This window comes from Ilumatobacter nonamiensis YM16-303 (genome assembly GCF_000350145.1).
GTDB lineage: Bacteria > Actinomycetota > Acidimicrobiia > Acidimicrobiales > Ilumatobacteraceae > Ilumatobacter_A > Ilumatobacter_A nonamiensis.
Genome location: NZ_BAOL01000003.1, coordinates 12,740 through 31,360, shown reverse-complemented (window position 1 = coordinate 31,360; position 18,621 = coordinate 12,740). Strand labels below are relative to the sequence as shown.

Below are 18,621 nucleotides of genomic sequence, written 5' to 3'. Positions count from 1 at the left end.
AATTCGACATCGGTGTCGAGTAGGATCTATGCTGACCCCACTCGCTCACTGCGGAGATGCAGAAGTCAAGGAGTCCACCTGTGGCAACACACATCCCGATTGTCAACTACCTCGATCTCGATGACCCCGCTCATCTCGTCGCGACCACATGTGACGAGTGTGGTGCGAAGTTCTTCGGAGAGCGGCTCGCCTGTGCTCGCTGTGGTGGACGGGGCTTCCACCACGAGCGCTCGGCTCGTACCGGCACCGTCGGTTCGTTCTCGATCATCCACCGCGCTCCGGCCGGAGTCGAGGCCCCGTACGTATCAGCAATCGTCGACCTCGATGACGGAGCGGTCGTCAAGGCCAACATCGTCGGCTGTCCCGCCGATCCCGAGTCCGTCCGGCTCGGCATGACCGTCGAACTCACCACGTACGAGGTCGGCACCGATGACGACGGCACCGCCGCCGTCGCGTTCGGCTTCGTCCCGTCGAAAGGAGCATCGTGAGCAGCAACATCGACGACCACGACATCTGGATCATCGGCGTCTCCATGACGCGTTTCGGCCGGTACCCCGACAAGGACGCATTCCTGCTCGGAGCCGAAGCCGCCCTCGACGCGCTGGACGATGCCGATCTCACCATCCACGACATCGACATTCTCGCCGCCGGCAGCGTCAATCAGATCCGTGCGTACCCTGCACAGCGCATCCAGAAGCACATCGGCCAGACCGGCATCCCCGCCGTCAACGTGATCAACGCCTGCGCGACCGGCGCCACCGCCGTCCGTACCGTTCATCAGGCGATCAAGGCGGGAGAAGCTTCCATCGGTCTCGCTGTCGGGACCGAGCAGATGGGCAAGCAGGGCATGCTGGGTGCCGGCCGATTCGGTGCAGGTGGGGAGCGCAGGTTCGTCCCCGAGGGTCCGCAGGGTGCCGTGATGCAGACCGAAGGAATCCTCGGGACGGGGCTGATGCCGGGCACGTTCGCCCAGGCGGGCATGCGCTATGCCGCCCAGCACGACGGAGTCGGACCGGAGCAGTTCATCAAGATCGCGGTCAAGAACCACGAGAACTCGGTGCGCAACCCACTCGCCCAGTACCAGAAGGCGTTCACCGCCGAGCAGATCCGCGACGCCGAGATGATCGCGTACCCGAACACGACCCTGATGTGCTGTCCGACGGGGGACGGCGCGTCCGGTGCAGTGTTGGTCTCGGGCGAGCGACTGCGGTCGCTTCCGGTCGAAACGCAACGCCGCGCGGTGAAGATCAGCGCGTCGGTCCTCACGAGCGATCCATGGGCTCCCGACGGGCTTGTCCAGCCCGACATCAACACCCTCACCCGGAACGCGGCGCGACAAGCCTATGAGGTCGCCGGGGTCGGTCCGGCCGATCTCGACCTGGTCGAACTGCACGACTGCTTCGCGACCGCCGAGTTGATCCACTACGACAACCTCGAACTGTGCGAGCCCGGTGGGGCCGGCGATTTCATCGATCGCGGTGCTCCGAAGCGCGATGGCGAGACGCCCGTCAACGTGTCGGGCGGATTGCTGTCGAAGGGCCATCCGCTGGGTGCCACGGGAGTCGCCAACATCTTCGAAGTCTCCACCCACCTCCGGGGCGAGGCCGGCGACCGTCAGGTCGAAGGAGCGACCGTCGGCTTGACGCACGTGATCGGCCTCGGTTCGGCCTGCTCCATCCACATTCTCGAGAAGGGAAACCTGTGATGAACGGAATCTGTGATGGTCGCGTCGTCGCGATCACCGGTGCGGGCCGCGGCCTCGGCCGCGAGTACGCGCTCGAGTTCGCGCGCCAAGGCGCGCGTGTCGTGGTCAATGACCTGGGTGGCGAGAGCGACGGGGGCGGCTCGTCGGCCGGGCCTGCTCAGCAGGTCGTGGACGAGATCGAGGCGATGGGCGGCGCAGCGGTCGCGAACACCGACGACATCGCCGACTTCGACGGCGCCAAGCGTTTCGTCGAATCGGCCATCTCCTCGTTCGGCCGGCTCGACACCCTGGTCAACAACGCGGGCATCCTGCGCGACCGCACGATCGTCAACATGTCGATCGAGGAGTGGGACTCCGTGATCCGAGTGCATCTCCGGGGCACCTTCTCGCCGACGCGCTGGGCCGGCGAATACTGGCGCGAGCGCTCCAAAGCGGGCGACCAGATCGATGCCCGCCTGATCAACACCTGTTCGTCGTCCGGTCTCTATGCAAACCCCGGCCAGGCCAACTACGCGGCCGCCAAGTCGGGGATCGCGACCTTCACGGTCGTCGCCAGTCGAGAACTCGCTCGGTACGGCGTGCTCGCCAACGCGATCTATCCGACCGCGCTGAGCCGTCTCACCGAAGAAGTCTTCGCCAAAGCGGGCCTGACCGACGAGGCCGTGGCCGAGGGCGAATTCTCTCCCTTCGACGCCGCGAACGTGGCGCCCGCCGTGGTGTGGCTGGGGAGCAGTCGGTCCACGGGGATCACCGGGCAGGTGTTCGGCGTGCGTGGTGGGTCGATCGTGGTCGCCGAGAATTGGCGCCCGGGTCCCTCGGCCGAGGTCGATCGTCGCTGGGACCCGGCCGAGCTCGACGAGATCATTCCCGATCTGGTTGCTCGGTCGACCGAAGCGTTGACACCGGCCTCCAGCCGCTCGGCAGAATAGGGAGACGCGAGTTGGACAACGCCGTCCCCGGCTTCTGGTACGAAGCGACCGAAACACCCGAGTGGGTTGCCGTCCACGACATCGATGGAACCGCATACACGGCGGGGGAGATCCTCGCCAAGACCAATCGCGTCAGCAACGCGCTCCGTGCCGAGGGCGTCGAAGCGGGCGACGACGTGGCGATCCTGACCCGAAATCGAGCCGACACGCTGGTGCTCGAGCGTGCCTGCGCGCAGATCGGCGTGTACCACACGATGGTCAACAGCCACCTCACGGCGCCGGAGGTCGCGTACATCCTCGAGGACAGCTCGCCCCGTCGCGTCTTCGTCGAGGACCGAACGGCCGAGCTCGCTCGTCGCGCGGTCGACCTGGCCGGCATCGAGCACGGCCGCGTCTGCTCGCTCGACCCCGGTGATCACTTCGTCACCGTCGAGGAATGGAGTTCCACCGAGTCTGTCGAAGCGCCGAGCGACCGCACCATCGGTCCGGTGATGTTGTACACGTCGGGGACATCGGGACGACCGAAGGGTGTTCGCCCGCCGCGCGTCGACATGTCACCGGAGGAGTACGCGACGATACGCAGCGGACTGCTGCGCAGGTACGGCATCGACCCGAGCGAGCAGCTCGGCAACGGTGTCCATCTCGTGACCTCCCCGCTGTACCACGCGGCCCCGCTCGCCAACGCGTCGATCGCTCTCGATCTGCGTCACCCGGTCGTCCTCATGGACCGGTTCGACGCGGCGTCGGCATTGCTCCTCATCGAGGAGCACGCGGTGACCTGGACCCACGTCGTCCCGACCATGATGCGCCGCTTCATGGAGCTGCCCGAGGCGGTTCGGGCCGGTGCGGACACGTCATCGCTGCGGTGGCTCATCCATGCCGCCGCCCCGTGCCCGGTCGACCTCAAGCGCCGGGTCATCGACTGGCTCGGTGATGTGGTGTGGGAGTACTACGCGTCGACGGAAGGCGGCGGCACCGTCATCAGCGCGCACGAGTGGCTCGAGCGTCCCGGAAGTGTCGGGCGGCCGTACCCCGGCGCCGAGATCCGGATCTTCGACGAGGTGGGCAACGATGTCCCGCCGGGCGTCACCGGCGACATCTACATGCTCAACAATCGACCGTTCACGTATCACAACGACCCCGAGAAGACCGCTGCGTCGATGCGCGGCAACTATGTCACGGCGGGTGATGTCGGCTACCTGGACGAGGCGGGCTACCTGTTCATTGCCGATCGTCGAACCGATCTCATCCTCACCGGTGGCGTGAACGTGTATCCGAGGGAAGTCGAAGACGTGCTGATCATGCACTCCGATGTTGCCGATGTCGCCGTGATCGGTCGGCCGGATGACGACCTCGGGCAGGTCGTCCACGCCGTCGTGGAACTCGCGGATCCGGATCGGGACAGCGAGGATCTCGTCGCGGAGCTGTCCCTCCTCGTGGCCGAGCAACTGAGTTCGCAGAAGCACCCCCGCTCGTACGAGTTCCGTGATCAACTCCCGCGCAACGAGGCGGGCAAGTTGCTCCGACGTGTGTTGCGTGACGAAGCAGCGGGGCCGGCCGCGTCGTCCGCGTCCTCGGCATGAACTGAGTTTCGTCGGCTGGGTGGGCTTCAGGTCGCCATCGAGACGCCAGCCTCGACAAGAATCTCGGCCATCGCCTCGATCGATTCGAGGTACGCCGACACCGTCCGTTGTCGAGGTTCTGCGACGACGTGATTGACGCCGACGGCCCGATACTGCTCGATCTCGTCCAGGATCAAACTGCGATCGTCCTCGAGCGGGTCCCAGCGGGTCCGCATCGAGATCGCAAACTCGGGTTCGGGACGTGCGGCGCGCAGGTGCGCGATCATCGGAATCGAGTCCTGCGGCGAGACGAAGCCGCCATGCCAACCGTCGCCGACCGAAGTCGCACGGTCGAGGGCCACGCGGGCGTGCCCACCAATCCAGAGCGGGATGTGGCGGCTCGGTTGCGGCTTGCATCGAATCGACTCGAAGCTCGCGCCGTGCACCGGAAACTCGGCGGTGATGTGATCTTCCGTCCACATCGTGCGAAGCATCTCGATCGCCTCGTTGGTGCGCGCTCCACGCTCCTCGAACGGCACGCCCAACGCATCGAACTCGGCGCGCAACCAGCCAGCTGCGGTGCCGAGGATCACGCGCCCCTCGCTGAGCAAGTCGATCGTGGCAATGGACTTCGCCACCACGATCGGGTTTCGCATCGGCATCACGAGCACCGTGGTTCCGATGTGGACGCGCGTGGTTGCTGCTGCAACCCATGTCATTGCGGTCAGCGGCTCGAGTACGTAGGCCGAAGGTGGGTACGGAACACCGGTTGGAACAACGAGGTGGTCGCTCACCCAGACGTCTGCGAACCCCAACTCTTCTGAGAGCACTGCTGCTGCGGTCAACGAACCCCCTGACGCTGCCGGTCCGGCCTGTGGGAGGTGCATTCCGGCGGTCATTTCCTGCGGTGTTTGCGTCATGCGCAGCAGGCTAGATCGGTTTCGACATCATTGTCGAGTTTGGCCCTTGGCCCGCTGATGAAACCGTGAAGCTCATCGGCCGAGATCGCGCATTTGCTCCCCCCACCGCCTCTAGCGAACCTCCGCCGCGCCGGAATCGACGAGCGACGTGATCGCGTCGTCGTCGTACCCGACCTCGGAGAGAATCTCGGCAGTGTGCTCGGAACGCATCGGCGCCGGTCGCCGGACGGTCGCCGGCGAGTCGTCGAGGATCATCGCCGGGCCGATCGAGCGGTAGGGCCCGATCACCGGATGCTCGGCCTCGCTGATCATGCCGCGGTGGAGGGCAGGGTCGGCCAGGATCTCGTCGAGGTCCGGCACGGGGTTCGCTGGGATTCCCTCCGTTGCGCAGAGTTCGAGCCAGTCGCCGGTCGAACGCTCGCGAACGATTGCGGCCAGCTCGGAGTAGACCCTCTCGGCCTCGAGCAGGCGGGTGTTGTGATCTGCGAACCAGGGTTCCTCGAGCAGTTCCTCGCGACCGACTGCGGCGAACAGGCGACGCCAATGGTCGTCGCTGTACGGCATCATGGCGATGTAGCCGTCGGCGGTCCGGTGCGGGCCGCGCGTCGTGGTCATGATGCGGCTGTAGCCAGAGGGTTCGCCGACCACGGCGGCACGAGAGAGGTGTTCCGTGAGGTTGAACGAGAGCACGGCATCGAACATCGGCACCTCGACTCGCTGACCGCTGCCGGTTCGCTCTCGATGGAGGAGAGCGGCAAGCACGGCGCTGACGATCGTCTGGCCGGCGATCTTGTCCGCGATGATCGACGGAAAGAACGCGGTCGTGCCGACCGTGCGGTCGTTGAGGTGAGGCATTCCGGTCGCGGCCTGGACGATGTCGTCGTACGCGGGACGGTCCTCCTCGTCGGTACCGGTCCGAAAGCCCTGCGCCTGACAGAAGACGAGGTCGGGACGACTCGGCGCGACGGTCTCGTAATCGAGCCCGAGCCGCTTCAACGGTTGAGGGCGGAGATTGGTCACGAAAACGTCGCACGAATCGAGGATGCGCGAAAATGCCTCGCGCCCACCCGGCGATTTCAGGTCGAGCGAGACAGCCCGCTTGTTGCGATTGATGTTGAGCGCGATCCCTGACAGCTCACCGTGGGGGCCGCCACCCATGAAACGGTTGATGTCGCCTCGGCCCGATTCCACTTTGATCACATCGGCGCCCAGGTCGCCGAGCTGTTGTGTGGCGTACGGTCCCATGATCACCGACGTGAGGTCGAGCACTCTGATTCCGTCGAGGACGCCTCGGCTGGATGAGGTCTCCGCCGACTCCACCACGCTCATCGTCCGACGAACGTCGCAGGTCGGCGCGCTCCGACTGCCGCGATGCCTTCGGCAAAATCGGCGGTCTGTTGGAGACGTTCCTGTTCCGCACGTTCGTGGACCATTGCAGCGCGGGCCTCTTCGACGAGCGGGCCCCGCATGGTCTGGCGAATCGAACGCGTTGCCAACGGTGCCGCCGCAGCGATGTCGGTCGCGCGATCGATCGCCCGCTGGCGGATCTCGGAATCGGCGACCAGGTCGTCGCACAACCCGATTCGATGCGCCGTCTCCCCGTCGATTCGTCGACCGGTGTACAGCAGGTCGAGCGCCGCCTGGTGTCCGACGACGAGGGGAAGCGTGACGCTCAGGGCGAAACCCTGATGAAATCCGAGGAGCGAGAAGTTGGCGGCGAGCTTCGATGACGGCCCTGCCACGCGAAAGTCTGCGGCCATCGCAAGTCCCAGACCGCCTCCGATGGCCGCACCTTGGACTGCCGCGACGATCGGAAGCGGCTGCTCGAAGAGCCTGATGGCCATGTCGTAGATGTGCGGAGCTCCCTCGCGGCGCAGCTCGCCATCGCGACCGCTGAAGTCGGCACCGGCGCAGAAGTTCTTGCCCTCCGCACACAGCACCACCGCGCGGGTGTCACCCTGAGCGAGCTCTTCGGTGGCCTCGGCGAGGCGGGTCAACACATCGAGGTCGAAGAAGTTGTGTGGACCCCGTCGCACCTCGACGATCGCGATGTGGGCGTCATCGTCGATCGTGACGGCGACGTCGCGATCGAGCGCTTCGACCGGAGGAGCAGATTGTTCTGTCATGAGCCCATCGTAGTCGAAGTCGACAACGATGTCGACTTAGATCGGCGGCAGCAGCCCGTTGCGCGACTGGGTCCATGGCACGTCGCGATCGAGTCGGACGTCACTCGGAAGTCCGAGGATGCGTTCTCCGATGATGTTGAGCTGAACCTCGTCGGTTCCACCGCGGAGCGACATCGAGGGGGAGAGGAGGAAGTCGTCGGCCGCGGAATCATCGCGCAGCATCCCGTTCGCTCCGGAGGTATCGAGACACAACTCGGCGCGCTCCTTGAACGTTCGTACGATCCTCAACTTTCCGCCGGATCCGCCGGGTCCGGGAGTGCCGGATCGGGCCTCGGCAGCACTGCGCCGGGCGGTGAGTTCGAGCACTCGCCCGTTGACGAATGCGCGCATCGCTCGGTCGCGTCGAACTCGGTCGTCGAGGTCGCCGCGCTCGGCGAGGGCTCGCAGCCAGCTCGGGAGTACGAACATCTTCGGCTCGGCTGACCGACCGCGTGCGATGCCCGCACGTTCGTTGGCCAGCACCGTCATCGCGACGGCCCATCCCTGCCCGATGTCGCCGACTCGGTCGGCGTCGGACACGGTGGCGCCATCGAGGAAGACTTCGGTGAAGTGTGCCTCTCCGTCCATCTGATGGAGGGGCGTCACCGTCACGCCGGGCTGGCGCATGTCGATCATGAACATGGTGAGACCGCGATGTTTGGGGGCATCCGGGTCGGTTCGGGTCAGACACAGGCCCCAGTCCGAGTACATGCCACGCGACGTCCAGACCTTCTGGCCCTGCAGGGACCACACGTCGCCGTCGCGGGTGGCGCGGGTGGCGAGATTGGCGACGTCGGACCCGGCGTCGGGTTCGGAGAACATCTGACACACGATTCGATCGCCGGTCGCGATCGGCCTGAGCCAACGCTGTTGCTGTTCCGTGGTCCCATGTGTGAGCAGGGTCGGGCCGACGATCGACATCCCGATACCGAAGGCATAGAGGTCGGGTGCCGGGAGGGAGGCGACAGTTGATCGGATCGCTGCTGCGTCGGCCTCGGTCGCTCCGCATCCACCGTGTTCGACGGGCCAGGTCGGTACGGCCCAGCCGTGGACCGCGAGCTTGCGGAGGTACTCCCGTCCTGGGGCGAGCTCGACCTCGTGTGTCGGTGACGGTACGTGGTCCCCCGCTGGCGCAGGGTCGCGAAGGAGATTCTCGACGTCGGCGACCGATGGAGCGTTCATGTCGGCTGGTCCGCTCGAATCCGAGCGTGCCCCGAGAACACCACCTCGTCGCGCTGATTGCGCGTCACGACCGAGACCGTGGTCGCATCGGTGTCGATTGCATCGACGGTGAGCACCGCCGTGAGCGAATCGCCGGGAAACACCTGGGCGGTGAATCGTCCACCGAACGAGGCAATCGAGTCGACACCGAACGTGTCGGTGACCACACGTCCCGTCATCCCCATCGTCAACATCCCGTGCGCGAAGACTGATGGGTACCCGGCGACCTCGGTTGCGAACACCTCGTCGGTGTGGAGTGGGTTGAAGTCGCCCGACGCTCCGGCGTACTGCACGATGGTGGTGCGTTTCAGGTCATCGACCAACCGCAGTTCGACGATGTCGCCGACCGTGAGGTCGTGGATCGACCGGCTCACGACGCGCCGTCCTCGATCACCTGGACGCCCACCGATCGCGCCGTCACGACGGCGTCGCCGTTGCGGTCGACGTATTCGGTGATCCGCTCGCGAAAAACCAGGGTTCCTCCACGTGAGCTCTGCTTTTCCCATGTTTCGCCATCACTGACCCTGGCGGTGAGCGCCGCTCCGGGCACCACCGGCCGGTGGTATTCGAAGTGCTGCTCGGCATGGAGCCCACCGCCTTGGCGGCCCCCTGTCGACTCGCCCCCGACGTCGGGCTGCGTTCCACTCGGTGTACCGCCCGAGCCGAACCATCCGGATGCCCCGATCTTCGGCCGGAGGTAGTAGTCGGGGTCGAAGTGGGCGCTCGATTGCACGAACGTCGGCGGTGCGACGACCGTCGACGGGTCGGTCCGGGTCGGGTCGAACGCGGGGTTCTCATCTCCGATACTGCGGGCGAACATCATGATGTGTCCGGCCTCGACGTAGAAGTTCTCCGCTCCCATCTCGTGGGTCCTTTCGCTCGAGAGAAGTCGTGTTCTATCACCATCTCGACATCAATGTCGAGTCGCGTCAGCTGCAGCGTCGCGGACGAAAGGGGTGTTCCGCGACGTCAGGACAGCGACGTCAGAGGCGAGCGGCGTACGCTTCGCGCCAGGCCTTGCGCGGTCGATCGCGCAGGCCGAGAACTCGGATCCAGTTCGACGTGAGTGTCTCGACGGCGCGTTCGGTCTCCCAATCCTCGCCGCCGACGAACCACCAATAGCAGAAGTTCGAGGTCATCGAGACGAGCATCGCAGCGGTGGCGTCGACGTCGATCTCGGGGTCGGCGCGTCCCGCCGATTGCCACCGCCGGATCGATGCGGAGACTCGATGCGCGTGCTGCTGTCGCCGGGCGAGTCGGGCGTCGTGGATCACCGGGTCGATGGTCGCGAGTTGTTCGGTCAGGCCGTAGATGGCGGCGTGCTCGCGGTAGGCCTCGACGTACTGTCGATTCGACTGTGCGAGACGCTCGGTCGTCGTCCCAGCCGGCTGCGGCATCCCGCTGACCGCCGCGAGAATCTCTTTGCCCACGGCTTCCGACACCACACGGAAGACAGCGAGTTTGTCGGGGAAGTAGGTGTAGTAGCTCCCGCGCGCGACCTCCGCCTCGGAGACGATGTCATCCACCGTCGCGTCGAGATATCCCATCCGTTCGAAGACGCGACGGGCGGCGTCGATGATGCCGTTGCGCGTCTTGCGACCGCGGTCGGTGCCATGTTCGGCGTGCTTCGTACGTCGTTCGGCTGCGGTGCCGACCGGGATCCAACCGCCACGAGTGCGGGTGCTGTCTCCGTCGGCTGACGGTTGTTGTGTGTTGGCGGCTCGGGGGTTCATGGGTTCGGGACGATCGGAGGAACGATGAACGAGGCTAGTCGTCCGACCGACCGGGCGTCGCCGAGGTGGATGCAAAGTGTCGACGGAAAGCGAGAATTTCGATATCTATGTCGATTTCTTTCGTTGTAAGTCGACAACGTTGTCGACTTCGGGTACCTTGACCGCCATGGACACCGGGGGGTTGCATGCTGAGACGTCGGACGCCGTGCTGTCGGTGCGACAGTTGCGCACCGAGTTCGCGACGCGTCATGGTCAGGTCGCAGCGGTGTCAGATGTCAGCTTCGATGTCCGGCCAGGGGAGACCGTCGCGCTCGTCGGCGAGTCGGGTTCCGGGAAGACCGTCACGGCACTTTCGATCATGCACCTGCTGGAATCGACGGGATCGATCGCAGGCGGTGAAGTGATCTTCGAGGGTCGGGACATCGCCCACCTCGAGGAGAGGGAGATGCGGAGCCTTCGGGGGGAGAAGATCGCCATGATCTTCCAGGACCCGTCCACGTGTCTCGACCCGTTGTTCACCGTCGAGCATCAGTTGGCCGAGATGCTCCATCTGCACCGGGACATCACCGATGCCGAGGCGCGGACACGTGCGCTCGAGCTGTTGCGACACGTCGGCATGCCGGACGCCGAGGCCCGCCTCGACACATATCAACACAAGCTGTCGGGAGGGCAGCGACAGCGCGTGATGATCGCGATGGCGCTGGCGTTGTCGCCCTCGCTCCTCATCGCCGACGAGCCCACCACGGCGCTCGACGTCACCGTGCAAGCGCAGATCCTCGACCTCCTCCGCACGCTCGCGGACGAGACCGGGGCGGCGATCCTGTTCGTCACCCACGACCTCGGGGTCGTTGCCGAGATGGCCGACCGCGTCGTCGTCATGTACGCCGGGCAGGTGATCGAGCAGGGCAGAGTGCGCGAGGTGCTCAAGACGCCTCAGCACCCGTACACGGCCGCGCTCCTCAATTCGATGCCAGGGAATGCGGCGATGACCGGACAGCGTCTCGAGGCGATCGACGGTTCGGTGCCTTCGCTCTTCAACATGCCTCACGCGTGCCGATTCGCCCCCCGGTGCAAGCACGCCTTCGACCGGTGCACCGTCGAGCCGCCCCCGGTGCACGAACTCGGCTCGGACCGAAACGCGCGGTGTTGGTTGAGCGACCCGAGTGAGTCGTGGCGACGTCAGCCGGCGGAGGTGTCGACATGACCGTGACCGAGCCGTCATCCATTTCGGCCGAAGCCAGCTCCGACACGATCGTCGAGGTGCGGAACCTGACGAAGCACTTCCCCATCGAGAAGGGCCTCCTCAAACGAACGGTTGGACAGGTGCAGGCCGTCAACGGCATCAGCTTCGACGTCCGGCGTGGCTCCACGGTGGCACTCGTCGGAGAGTCGGGCTGTGGAAAGACGACGACAGGGCAACTGATCCTGCATCTGCTCGAACCAACGTCAGGCACGGTGCGTTTCGAGGGTCGCGATCTGGCCGGCCTCCAGCGCGGCGAACTGCGCCGACTCCGTCAGCGAATGCAGATCATCTTCCAGGACCCGTTCAGTTCGCTCGATCCCAGGATGAGCACCCTGTCGATCGTCGCCGAGGGCCTCGAGGTGCACGGTATTGCCTCCGGCAAGCAGAAGGTCGACCGAGTGGTCGAGCTGCTCGAACTGGTCGGGCTGTCGAGTCGGGATCTGCGCAAGTTCCCGCACGAGTTCTCGGGTGGCCAGCGACAACGCATCGGCATCGCCCGAGCGCTGGCAACCAATCCAGAGGTCATCGTCTGTGACGAGGCCGTCTCGGCTCTCGACGTGTCCATCCAGGCTCAGGTGCTCAACCTCCTGAAGGATCTGCAGGCCGAATTGAACCTCACGTACCTGTTCATCACGCACGATCTCAACGTCGTGCGCTACATCAGTGACGAGGTCATCGTGATGTATCTCGGCGAGATCGTCGAACAGGCGGCGACAGAAGACCTGTTCGAGAATCCGATTCATCCGTACACCCGCTCGCTCTTCTCCGCGGTGCCGGTCGTCGACCCGGATCTGGCCGAGAAGCGTGAACCGTTCCTCGCCTCGGGAGAGCTCCCGAGTCCGTCGAATCCGCCCTCTGGCTGCAAGTTCCACACCAGGTGTCCGTTCAGCTGCGAGGCAGCCACGCAACAGATCCCGGAGACGGTGGAATTCGAGCCGGGCCACCGAGCCGCAGCGTGCCCGTGCTACACGACCGACGGAGTCAGGGTCCGATGACCCAGCTGATCGTCAAGCGGTTGCTCAGCGGGCTGCTCGCACTGTTCCTGATCGCGACGTTCTTGTTCTTCGTCATGCGCTCGGTTCCGGGCGACGCGATCGACATCCAGCTCGCCGAGTCCGGCCTCTCGGAGGAGCGGATCACGGAGGTCAAGGACGAGATGGGGCTCAACGACCCCATTCTCGAGCAGTACGCGGACTGGGCGAGTGGCATCGTCCGGCTCGACTTCGGCGACAGCTTGGTACGCGACGAGTCGGTACTCGACATCATCCTGCGGCGGCTGCCCGTCACGCTCGAGCTGTCGTTCCTCGCGATCGCGCTGTCGCTGGCATTCGGGCCGATCGTCGGGATGCTGAGCGCCATCCGCCGGGGCAAGCCCAGCGACGCGATCCTGCGGGTCGGGTCCATCGTCGGACTGTCGATTCCGAACTTCCTCGTCGGCGTCTTGATGATCACCTATCTGTCCGAGTGGTTCGGCTACTCGGTGCCGATCGGCTACCAGGAATTCTGGGAGTCGCCCTGGGTCAACCTTCAACAGATGATCCTTCCAGCAATCGCGCTGGCGCTGTCCGTCGGAGCCGCGACCGCTCGGATGACTCGAAGCTCGATGCTCGAAGTACTCGGAACCGACTACATCCGCACCGTTCGCGCCAAGGGCGCCGACGAGCGGATGATCAACACTCGGCACGCCTTCAAGAACTCGCTGATCCCGGTGCTCACGTTGGTCGGCCTGCAATTCGGCGGGCTCCTCGGGGGCACGGTGATTCTCGAGGCGATGTTCTCGTTGCCGGGTCTCGGCAGTCAGGTGTTCGAGGCGGTCCGCACTCGCGACTATCCGCTCATCCAGGCCGCCGCGCTCGTGTACGGCGCAATGTTCATCTTGGTCAACATCATGGTCGATCTCGCCTACGGCTGGATCGACCCCCGGATCCGGGCGTCGTGAGGAGTCACCCATGGTCGACGTGAACCAGCATCTCGGGTCTCCGACGAACCCGCCATCCGAGGTCGTCGACGAGGACACCGACGTCTCCGCCGATGCTTCCGATTCGGCGTTCTCGCGCTTTGTCGGCAGCGCTCGTCACTTCGCGAAGACGCAGAAGCTCGGGATGGCGGCCCTCGCGGTGATTCTGCTGCTCGTGCTGATGGCGGTCTTCGCCGGTGTGATCTCAGCGAACGATCCGGCGCTGCAGAACCGAGGTGACGTCAAGGTCGGCCCGAACGGTGCCTACTGGTTCGGCACCGACCATCTGGGCCGCGACATCTTCGCGCGCATTGCGTACGGCGCTCGGGTGAGCCTCACCGTCGGCGGTGTCACCGTGCTCGTCGCGACCGTCGTCGGAACGCTGGTCGGCGGCTTCTCGGGCTACTACGGAGGTCGGTTCGATCTCGTCCTCCAACGGATCGTCGATGCGGTGATGTCGATTCCCGTCCTCGTGCTCGCGCTCTTCATCGTCGCACTGCTCGGCCCGTCGATCCGCAACCTGATCCTCGCCCTGACGATCGTCGTCACCCCGAGTTTCGTTCGAGTTGCGCGAGGCGAGATGCTGCGCATCCGCAGTTCGGACTACGTGCGTGCCGCTGACGCGCTCGGCGCGAGCCCGTTCCGCACCGTCGTACGCCACGGGCTCCCGAATCTGTTCGCGCCCATCATCATCCTGGCCAGCCTCACGTTCGGCAACGCGATCGTGGCCGAGGCCAGTCTCAGCTTCATCGGGCTCGGCGTGCCACCCCCCGAGCCGTCATGGGGCCGGATGGTGTCCGATGCACGCGAATGGATCCGCTTGTATCCGTGGATGCTGCTCTTTCCCGCAGCGGCCATCTCCGTCTCGGTCCTCGCCTTCAATCTCTTCGGCGACGCACTGCGCGACCACCTCGATCCAAAACTCGTGCTCTGACCGCTCGGTCGACACGCCACACCATCGCGAACACAGCGAGCCGGGCAACTGCTCGGGCCCACCACTCAGAGGTCACCAGAACAACACCAGGAGGAGAACAGACATGAGGAAATCACGAGCGGGTCGGAGAACCCGACTCCTAGCAGGACTGTCGGCGATCGCACTCGTCGTGGCAGCCTGCGGCGGCTCCGACGGAGACAGCAGCGTCGACGATGGGACCGAAGAACAGGGCAGCGGCGACACCGGCGCGGACGAGGACGGAGACGATCTCGCCAACCAGGCCGCAGGACTCGACAGCGAAGACGACTCCGAGACCGCCGAGGACGATGAGTCCGAGGGCGACGAGTCCGAGGATGCAGCGTCGGAGGATGCGGAGTCCGGCGCGGAGAGCAACGTCAACGCCGACAGCCTCATCGAGACCGTGAACGACCTCCGGTTCACCGGCGAACCGGAGTACGGCGGAACGCTCACCCATTCGTGGACATCCGACGTGCAGACGCTGGATCCCCAATCGTCGATTTCCTACAACCTGCACACTCGTCTGGGACCGATCTTCAACAAGCTCTACAGCTGGGACTACGGGCCCGACGTTCCGCAGTTCGGCAAGACCGCCGTCCCCGAACTCGCGGCCGAACTGCCCGAGATCAGCGACGACGGCCTGACCTACACCATCCAACTTCGCGATGATGTCTATTGGCAGGACCTTCCGCCGGTGAACGGTCGCCAGTTCACCGCCGACGACGTCGTCGCGACGATGGAGGCGTACCGGTCGACCTTCCAAGGCGCGATGATCGAGCGCGTCGAGACCATCGAGGCGATCGACGACTTCACGGTGCAGCTGAACCTCTCGGAACAGTTCTCGCCGTTGTCGAACAACCTTGCCAACCACCAGTTCTGGATGTTGCCCGCCGAGGCGTTCGACGAGGCGTCGGGGTACGACCCTGAGGCTCCCGTCGGAACCGGGCCGTTCGAGCTCGAATCCCACGAGTTCGACGTCGCAACGACCTATGTCCGCAACGACAACTACTGGAAGACCGACGACAACGGGAACCAACTGCCGTACCTCGACGAATTCCGGATCGCGGTCATCAAGGACGCCGCCGCCCGGAACGCAGCGTTCATCGCCGGCGAGATCGACCTGTTGGGCGATGCCGGAAGCTCACGCGAGGGGTACGAGCAGCTCAAGCAGGACTACCCGGATGGGCAGTATCTCCTGGCACTCGGCGAGGGGCTCAGCCGGATGGCGTTGAGTTGCAAGGTCGAACCGTTCAACGACCCCGACGTGCGGCGAGCGATCAGCCTCGCGATCGATCGTGAGGGACTGGGTGAAAACGTATGGGGCGGCGGCGCGATCACGTCGCCGATCTCGCTGGCCTTCCCGGACTTCTCGTTGCCCGAAGAGGAGCGTCTCGAGGCCTATCGCTACGACCTCGAGGCCGCTCAGCAGCTGCTGGCCGATGCCGGTTATCCGGACGGTTTCGAGCTCACCGTCCTCACCACCGAGGTGTACGGACCGGCCTACACCGCTCAGACCGAATGGGTGGTTGCCGACCTGGAGGCGCTGGGAATCGACGTCACCCTCGAGACGCTGGACTACGGCACCTACATCGAACGGGGCAATGTCACGTTGGACTTCGAGATGATCGTCGGCCCTCAGACGCCGTTCCAGGAACCTGACGAGTGGCTCCGAGGTCAGTACCACACGGACGGACCGCGCAACAACAGCACATGTTCGGATCCGACCCTCGACGCGCTGATCGACGAGCAGCTGTCGTTGTTCGGCGACGAGCGGGTGGCGAAGATCCAGGAGATCCAGCGCTACGTGATGGAGGACATGAACACACCGATCCCGCTCTGGACGATCGAGTATCGGACCGCAGCGCAACCGTGGGTTCGGAACATCGCTCCCTACGGCGTCCCGAACTGGTATGGACTCCCTGCCGTCGAGGTGGCCTGGCGCGCCGCCGAGTGATGCCGACAGCGGCGTTCTGATCTCGGAACGCCGCGACCGGTCGGAAGGGCCGCCCCGTCTCCCCCCGGGGCCGCCCTTCCGACCCTGGTGATCATGCGTCGCCACCGCGATCCACCTGTGGCACCCAGTTCTGCAACCCCACGTTCTGCCCGACACCACATCCGAGAGGGAGGAACGGATGACCTCCGAGCCACTCGTCGTCCGAACCGATCGTTCCGACGGCCTCACGACACTGATCCTCAATCGACCCGACAAGCTGAACGCGCTGAACCCGGGCGTGTTCGTCGAACTGCGCGAGCACCTCGATGCGATTGCCGAAAGTGACTCCGTCGGATGCGTGGTGCTGACCGGCGCGGGGCGAGCCTTCTGCGCCGGCCATGACCTCGGCGCGATCGCCACTCAGGAAGAGGCACCGTCGAAACACTTCGAACCCGAGACGGTCGACGCTCTCGAAGCCCTTCCCCAGCCGACGATCGCTCGCATCCACGGCCATTGCTACACCGGCGGACTCGAACTCGCGCTGGCCTGTGACCTGCTCGTCGCCGCGGAGTCGGCGAAGCTGGGCGACACGCACGGGCAGTGGGGCCTGGTCCCGATCTGGGGAATGTCGATTCGACTCCCCGAGCGCGTCGGGCGGTCCACCGCCAAAGAACTGATGTTCACGAGTCGTCGCATCGACGCCCGCGCCGCTGCGGAGATCGGACTCGTCGACCGGTGCGTCGCCGATGACGACCTCGACTCCACCGTCGACGGCCTCGTCGCCGAGATCCTGGCGAACTCGCGCGACACGAACCGGATCGTGAAGAAGCTCGTCGACGATCGCCTGCAGACGAGTCGGTTCGATGCGCTGCTTCAGGAGCGGGAGCTGCCCCACGGCTTTCCCCGCGATGCCGCCGAGCGAATGCGTTCCGGCGGCCGATGATCGTCGACACCACCTCGGGGTGCGTTGAATCGGAGATCGGAGAACCCACATGCTCACCGAAGATCAACATCACGACATGAACGTCGAAGGCGCCGGCCAGGCTCTGGTCGACCCAGTCGCATACGCCGACGGTCGCCTCGAGCGCGCGTGCCGGGTGCTCCGGGACCAAGCGCCGATTCACCTGGTCGAGCACGACCAGTTTCGACCGTTCCACGCCGTGACTCGTCATGCGGACATCCAGACGATCGAGCGCGACGCGGATCGCTTTCAAGCGGGCCCCCGGTATCGGCTCTTTCGCAAGAGCCAAGAGGACGCGAGCGGCGGCGTCGGCGTGCGGTCACTGGTTCGTATGGACCCGCCTGATCACACGGCGTATCGGGCGCTCGCCGCCGACTGGTTCATCCCGAAGAATCTGAGGGTGATGGAGGAACGAGCTGCAACGTTCGCCAAGGACGCGGTTGATCTGATGGCCGAGCAGACAGGCGCGTTCGACTTCGTCTCGACCGTCTCGATGTGGATGCCGCTCCGCATCATCTGTGCGATGCTGGGCATCTCGGACGACGATGGCGAGTACATCCTCCGTCAGACGCAGATCAACTTCGGTGCCGAGGATCCCGACTACGTGGCGACGGCAGCGGCGAATCTCGGCGATGGCCCCGACTGGTTCGAGTGGTTGGGCCAGCTCGCCCCGGATCGGCGGGCCCATCCGACCGACGACTTGACATCAGCCATCGCAAATGCGCGCCTGGACGGGGAACCCCTTCCCGATCTCGAGACCATTTCCTACTTCGCGATTCTTGCCACTGCCGGTCACGACACGACGGCCGCCGTGCTCGCCGGCGGCGTCGAGGCGCTCGCTCGCTTCCCTGACCAGTTGTCCCGCCTGGAGGCACAACCGGAGCTCCTGAACTCCGCCGTCGAGGAGATGCTTCGGTGGACCACGCCGGTGAAGTCGTTCATGAGAACCGCTACCCAGGACACGGAGCTGCAGGGCAACCCCGTGCGGCAGGGTGATGCTCTGCTCCTGCTCTATCCGAGTGGGAACCGCGACGAGCTCGCTTTCGACAACCCTGAGAACTTCGACGTCGGTCGAACGCCGAACAGGCACCTTGCGTTCGGCCACGGTGCACACTTCTGCCTTGGAGCCCAACTTGCTCGGATCGAACTACGAGCGTTCTTCCGGGAGCTGATTCCCCGCCTCCGTGACATCGAACTCGCTGGGGACCCGGCTTTGATCAGCACGCTCTTCGTCGGGGGCCACAAGTACCTGCCGCTGAACGTCGTCGTCGACTGACGACAAGGACCCGCGACTCCGACGACGCGAGGTTCCATTCGTGCCGAACGTGGACGTCACCGGG

Annotated in this window: 18 protein-coding genes; 11 read left to right on the top strand and 7 right to left on the bottom strand. The window is 65.2% G+C overall.

From position 1 onward, the window contains the following. The first annotated feature begins 80 nt into the window (after window positions 1–80). From ON45_RS00395 to ON45_RS00380, 4 genes are read left to right on the top strand one after another with little or no spacing between them, the layout of a single operon-like run. Window positions 81–488, top strand: coding sequence for a Zn-ribbon domain-containing OB-fold protein (locus ON45_RS00395; protein WP_040490993.1), 408 nt, complete (start codon window positions 81–83; stop codon window positions 486–488). Then, window positions 485–1,705, top strand: a complete 1,221-nt coding sequence (locus tag ON45_RS00390; RefSeq protein WP_241432121.1) for a thiolase family protein — start codon at window positions 485–487, stop codon at window positions 1,703–1,705. Before ON45_RS00395 ends, ON45_RS00390 begins: the two co-directional genes overlap by 4 nt. Further along, complete coding sequence (locus ON45_RS00385) at window positions 1,705–2,634, top strand: SDR family oxidoreductase (protein WP_040490992.1); 930 nt, start codon at window positions 1,705–1,707, stop codon at window positions 2,632–2,634. The genes ON45_RS00390 and ON45_RS00385 overlap by 1 nt, the downstream gene beginning before the upstream one ends. An 11-nt stretch (window positions 2,635–2,645) precedes the next feature. Further along, on the top strand, window positions 2,646–4,217 hold the full coding sequence (locus ON45_RS00380; RefSeq protein ID WP_040490991.1) for an AMP-binding protein: 1,572 nt from the start codon (window positions 2,646–2,648) through the stop codon (window positions 4,215–4,217). 26 nt (window positions 4,218–4,243) lie between these two features. Here the strand turns inward: ON45_RS00380 and ON45_RS00375 are convergent, their stop codons facing one another. The 7 genes from ON45_RS00375 to ON45_RS00345 all read right to left on the bottom strand — a co-directional run bounded on the left by ON45_RS00375 (window position 4,244) and on the right by ON45_RS00345 (window position 10,235). Further along, entirely contained in the window at window positions 4,244–5,116 is an 873-nt protein-coding gene (locus tag ON45_RS00375) for a TIGR03619 family F420-dependent LLM class oxidoreductase (RefSeq protein ID WP_083913948.1), read from the bottom strand. Window positions 5,117–5,227: 111 nt separating this feature from the next. After that, window positions 5,228–6,445, bottom strand: coding sequence for a CaiB/BaiF CoA transferase family protein (locus tag ON45_RS00370; RefSeq protein ID WP_040490990.1), 1,218 nt, complete (start codon window positions 6,443–6,445; stop codon window positions 5,228–5,230). Continuing rightward, entirely contained in the window at window positions 6,442–7,242 is an 801-nt protein-coding gene (locus tag ON45_RS00365) for an enoyl-CoA hydratase/isomerase family protein (protein ID WP_051062166.1), read from the bottom strand. Before ON45_RS00365 ends, ON45_RS00370 begins: the two co-directional genes overlap by 4 nt. Before the next feature lie 36 nt (window positions 7,243–7,278). Next, on the bottom strand, window positions 7,279–8,463 hold the full coding sequence (locus ON45_RS00360; RefSeq protein ID WP_051062165.1) for an acyl-CoA dehydrogenase family protein: 1,185 nt from the start codon (window positions 8,461–8,463) through the stop codon (window positions 7,279–7,281). After that, window positions 8,460–8,876: a MaoC/PaaZ C-terminal domain-containing protein gene (locus ON45_RS00355; protein ID WP_040490989.1), complete on the bottom strand. Its 417-nt coding sequence runs from the start codon at window positions 8,874–8,876 to the stop codon at window positions 8,460–8,462. The genes ON45_RS00360 and ON45_RS00355 overlap by 4 nt, the downstream gene beginning before the upstream one ends. Then, the gene (locus tag ON45_RS00350; protein WP_040490988.1) at window positions 8,873–9,364 is read right to left on the bottom strand and encodes an FAS1-like dehydratase domain-containing protein; all 492 of its coding nucleotides are present in this window, start codon (window positions 9,362–9,364) and stop codon (window positions 8,873–8,875) included. Before ON45_RS00350 ends, ON45_RS00355 begins: the two co-directional genes overlap by 4 nt. Window positions 9,365–9,485: 121 nt before the next feature. Then, window positions 9,486–10,235, bottom strand: coding sequence for a TetR/AcrR family transcriptional regulator (locus tag ON45_RS00345; RefSeq protein ID WP_051062164.1), 750 nt, complete (start codon window positions 10,233–10,235; stop codon window positions 9,486–9,488). A gap of 166 nt (window positions 10,236–10,401) precedes the next feature. On the opposite strand from ON45_RS00345, the gene ON45_RS23435 reads away from it, so the two are divergent. The 7 genes from ON45_RS23435 to ON45_RS00310 all read left to right on the top strand — a co-directional run bounded on the left by ON45_RS23435 (window position 10,402) and on the right by ON45_RS00310 (window position 18,557). Further along, on the top strand, window positions 10,402–11,439 hold the full coding sequence (locus ON45_RS23435; RefSeq protein WP_040490987.1) for an ABC transporter ATP-binding protein: 1,038 nt from the start codon (window positions 10,402–10,404) through the stop codon (window positions 11,437–11,439). Beyond that, window positions 11,436–12,473, top strand: coding sequence for an ABC transporter ATP-binding protein (locus tag ON45_RS23430; RefSeq protein WP_051062177.1), 1,038 nt, complete (start codon window positions 11,436–11,438; stop codon window positions 12,471–12,473). The genes ON45_RS23435 and ON45_RS23430 overlap by 4 nt, the downstream gene beginning before the upstream one ends. Beyond that, window positions 12,470–13,417 (top strand): ABC transporter permease, encoded by a 948-nt coding sequence (locus ON45_RS00330; protein ID WP_040490986.1) that lies wholly within the window; start codon window positions 12,470–12,472, stop codon window positions 13,415–13,417. The genes ON45_RS23430 and ON45_RS00330 overlap by 4 nt, the downstream gene beginning before the upstream one ends. Window positions 13,418–13,427: 10 nt before the next feature. Continuing rightward, a complete protein-coding gene (locus ON45_RS00325) occupies window positions 13,428–14,369 on the top strand; it encodes an ABC transporter permease (protein ID WP_083913946.1) in 942 nt (313 codons plus the stop codon). 103 nt (window positions 14,370–14,472) lie between these two features. Beyond that, entirely contained in the window at window positions 14,473–16,341 is a 1,869-nt protein-coding gene (locus ON45_RS00320) for an ABC transporter substrate-binding protein (protein WP_083913944.1), read from the top strand. Window positions 16,342–16,519: 178 nt separating this feature from the next. Beyond that, complete coding sequence (locus ON45_RS00315) at window positions 16,520–17,263, top strand: enoyl-CoA hydratase/isomerase family protein (protein ID WP_040490985.1); 744 nt, start codon at window positions 16,520–16,522, stop codon at window positions 17,261–17,263. A gap of 76 nt (window positions 17,264–17,339) precedes the next feature. Continuing rightward, window positions 17,340–18,557, top strand: a complete 1,218-nt coding sequence (locus ON45_RS00310) for a cytochrome P450 (protein WP_040491032.1) — start codon at window positions 17,340–17,342, stop codon at window positions 18,555–18,557. Window positions 18,558–18,621 lie beyond the last annotated feature (64 nt).